The sequence below is a fragment of the Sulfurovum sp. bin170 genome (genome assembly GCF_010892395.1).
Taxonomy (GTDB): domain Bacteria; phylum Campylobacterota; class Campylobacteria; order Campylobacterales; family Sulfurovaceae; genus UBA1140.
Window position 1 is genome coordinate 1 of sequence record NZ_JAACKB010000251.1, and the last position, 4,439, is coordinate 4,439.

The 4,439-nt window shown below is 33.0% G+C and carries 1 protein-coding gene; it reads left to right on the plus strand.

Going from position 1 to position 4,439, the window contains the following annotated elements:
• Window positions 1–4,439: aminotransferase class III-fold pyridoxal phosphate-dependent enzyme (locus tag GSY74_RS05960; protein WP_164664187.1), on the plus strand; the 4,439-nt coding region annotated here is incomplete at both ends.

Genomic DNA, 4,439 nt, shown 5'->3' on the forward strand with positions numbered 1-4,439 from the left:
CAACTTAAATGACTTTATTTATACAGCATCACAAAAATATACATATCAAAATAAAATGGCTCTAGTTGGCTCTAGTGTTGATGACTTCAAATCTCAAAAGAGTCTCTTCAAATCTAATACTATAGATGAAAAAAGAAAGAATATATTTGTATTTACAGGGCAGGGGAGTCACTATCCCAATATGGCAAAAGAGCTATTTGAAGATGAACCGATATTTAGAGAGTATTTCTTGGAGTGTGCTAATGTGTTTGGAGAGTATCTTGATAAGCCTTTAGTAGATATTATCTTTGCAGATGATGAGCCTCTTTTAAATGAGCCTATTTATACACAATCATCTATATTTACCGTAGAGTATGCTTTGGCAAAATACCTTATTGCTTTGAATGTTAAGCCTGATGGTGTGACTGGTCATAGTTTGGGCGAGTATGTGGCTTCTGTAATAGCAGGTATTTTGAGTCTCAAAGATGCTGTGAGACTGGTACTTGTGCGTTCAAAACTTATTTGTACGATTGATACGAAAGGTGCAATGTATCTCTTTATGAGTAGTGAAGAGGAGATATTTGATGAGATAAATAGATACTATGACAAGTTATCTATAGCCAGTATCAATGCTCCAAAGCAGGTGGTGGTATCTGGTGAAGATGCGACATTAAAAACTTTAGCAAAAGAGTTGAAAGAAAAAGGGATTAAGTCTATAAAACTTAATATTAATCAAGCCTATCACTCTGTGCTTTTGGATAGTATTTTATTTGATTTTCATTATGAAGCGACAAAAATCACTTATAATAAACCCAAAATTCCTTTTATCTCTGCGATGAAAGCGACGCGTATGGATGAGCTTGATGAAAACTACTTTTCTATTCACTTTAGAAATAGCGTTCGGTTTGCTGATACGATAGAGTACTTAAACAATCAAAAATATAATACCTTTATAGAGATAGGTGCAGATGCACATCTCTCTTCTTTGATCATGCAACAGTCAAGTGGCGTAACAGTAATTCCAACTTTGAGAAAAAACAGAGCATTATCATTTTATGATGCTTTGGCAACACTTTATACCAATGATTTTGATATAAATTGGGATATTTTTTATCAAGACTTTGGACAGAAAATGGCTATCCCTACGCATCCTCTACGAAAAGATAATTTTGCTATAGATTTTGCTAGTAGCAAACCATCAATAAATATATTACCAAAAACAAAAATAGAATTAGTAAGTAGAACCAATAGTCAAGATAGACTCAAAGAGTTAATCTATCAAGTATCAGGTATCAAAGAGATAGATGTAGATATAAACCTTTTTGAATTGGGACTAGACTCTTTATCACTCTTTCAGCTTAGAGAGAGTGCCAAAAAAGAGTTTGCTGTAGAGATAGAGATGAAAGAGTTCTATATGGAACTCAATACATTAGCAAAGTTTTCTCAGTTTATAGACAAAAATAGTCTTGTTGAGGTAGAGACTGCTCCTATAGAAATTCAATCCATTCAAAGTAATAATAACACTCAAACACTGAGTAATACTCTTTCTGATAGGGAACTCATCAAAGAACAATTAGACTCTATTAATAATTTGACTAAACTCTTTGATACGCAGTTATCTACGCTTAAAGGAGAACATACTCCCATACAAGAAAGAGACACAGAGAGAGAAATAGACCCTGAAGTACTTAAAAATGCTCAACTTAAAACAATTAAAAAAGATAAAGACGATTTAACAAGTAAACAACAACATTTTATAGATGAATTTATTATCAAATATAATCACAAAACACAAAAATCAAAAGCATTGGCAAAAGAGAGTAAAGAAGGTGTTACGGATTGGATAAATACGATTATATATAGACAATCCCTCAAAGAGATAAACTATCCAATAGTAGCCAAAAGTGCTAGTGGAGCGAAGTTTGTAGATAGTGATGATAATAATTTTGTGGATATATCTATGGGGTATGGAGCAGTATTTTTGGGACACAATCACCCCAAAGTCAAAGAGGCTATGAGTGAAGTAATAGAGAGTGGATTTGTCTTAGCTCCTCAAAATAGTATGACAAAAGAGGTAGCTGATATTATCAGAGAGTTTACCAATACCCAAAAGGTTACTTTCTCAAATACTGGTACAGAAGCAGTAATGGCTGTATTGCGTATGGTTAGAGCCAAATCACAAAAGAGAAAAATCGTCAAATTCCAAGGCTCATTTCACGGAACAGCTGATATTATCCTCAATAGTGGAGATGAAAATGGCTCATTCCCTACCTCTCTAGGAGTAAATCAAGGATGTGCCAATGATATATTTGAATTTGCTTATGGCTCACCGAAGGTATTTGATTTTTTAAGAGAAAATGCTCATCAGATAGCAGGTGTTTTGGTCGAACCAGTACAGAGTAGAAGAGTGGATTTTCAACCAAAAGAATATCTACAAGAGTTAAGAGCCGTGACAAAAGAATTAGGTATCGCACTGATTTTTGATGAGATGATTACAGCATTTAGATGTGCTAGAGGAGGAGTGAGTGAGATATTTGGAATAAAACCCAATATCTTTACTTTTGGTAAGGTAGTAGGTGGGACGATGCCTATTGGTATTATCGCAGGAGACAAAGAGTATCTCGATGTCATTGATGGTGGAGATTGGGATTTTGGAGACGAGAGTTATCCTAGAGAAGATATGATGAGTTTTGGAGGGACTTTTTGTAAGCATCCTCTCACTCTCAGTGCCTCTCTTGCTACACTTAAAGTGCTTCAAGACAATCCAAATATCCAAAAAGAGGTCAATGAGAAAACAGACTATTTAGCCAAAGCGTTAAATAGATTTTTTACTCAAAACCATTTTCCTATCAAATTAAATCACTTTGGTTCACTTTTTAGATTTGATTTTTATAGGGAGTATGCAACAGCTCTAAACCCTATAGAAATAGATATGTTTTTTTATATGCTTATATATAAGGGTGTCTATACTTGGGAAAAAAGAGTCTGTTTTTTGTCTGCTTCTCACACACAAGAGGATTTGGACTTTATCATAGATAAGGTAAAAGAGTCATTGAATGAGCTTAAAGAGAGAGGTTTTTTTTCTAAAATAAAGAGTCACAGTATGGAGGCTACATCCTTTCAAAAGAGACTCTATATATTGAGCCAATTTGAAAATAGTGCTAGTATCTATAATATGTCTATGGCATGGAGAGTAGAGAGTCTTGATATAGATAAAACCCAAAAGGTCTTTAGTCAAATACTCCAAAGACACCCCTCACTTAGGACAAATCTATATCTTAGAGATGAGGTAGTCTATCAAAGAGTCAATAGTCATCAATTTATCTTGGATATATTAGATGTTGATAATATAGAGGTTCAAATAGAATATTTTTTAAATCAAGAGTTTAATTTAGAAAATGATTTACTTTTTAAAGCTTTAGTGATAAAAGAGAGAAACAGCTCTATTTTGGTTTTAAAGACACATCATACTGTATTTGATGGTCCTTCGCTTGATATTGTAATGGAGGATTTTAATGCCTTATACTTTGATAAAGAGTTAGAGACACCCAAAAAAGATTATTTTGATTTCTCACTAGAGTATGAGAATTTATTAAGTAGTTCTAAACTTCAAAAACAAGAGGCGTTTTGGCTAGAGAAATTTAGTGATACGCCTGTGTTAAACTTGCCTACAGATAGACCTTATCCTAATAATAGAACATTTAAAGGTGATATGGAGTATTTCACTATAGATAATCTCATGACTACTAAACTAAGAGATATTGCCAAGGGATATAGAGTCTCTATCAATATGCTTTTGTATGGTTGTTTTTCAATATTTCTAAATAAAATTACATCACAAGATGATATTATAATAGGTATTCCTGTAACGCTAAGAGATACTGATTACTCTAATGTAGTAGGTATGTTTGCCAATACTGTAGCCATACGAGAAAATATAGCCGTAGAACTTAATCTTTCATCTTATATGCAAGAGATACAAAAACGATTTTTAGAAATGCTTGATAATATTGAGTATCCATTTGAAGAGTTGGTAGAAAAGCTTGATATAAACAGAGATTTGGCTAGAAATGCACTCTTTGATGTGATGTTTGTCTATGAAGATGGTTCAAAAAGGCTTCTTGATGATATGGGCTTTAGCAAATATAAATTAGAGAAAAAATCTTCAACATTTGATTTGGTCTTAGAGGTGATTGATGAGGGTGAGAGTTTATCTTGTTCTTATGAGTATTATAGTGATATATTTGATGCTTCGACTATTAGACGATTTATAACTTATTTCATCAAAATATTAGATGAGATAAAAGAGGATAAAGCTCTTAAAGATATTGATATTATCCCAAAAGATGAGAAGTTACTCTTAGAATCCTTTAACCAAACCCAAAAAGAGTATCCCAAAGATAAGACTATAGTAGAATTATTTGAGCTTCAAGTAGCCACAAATCCTGAGAGTATTGCAG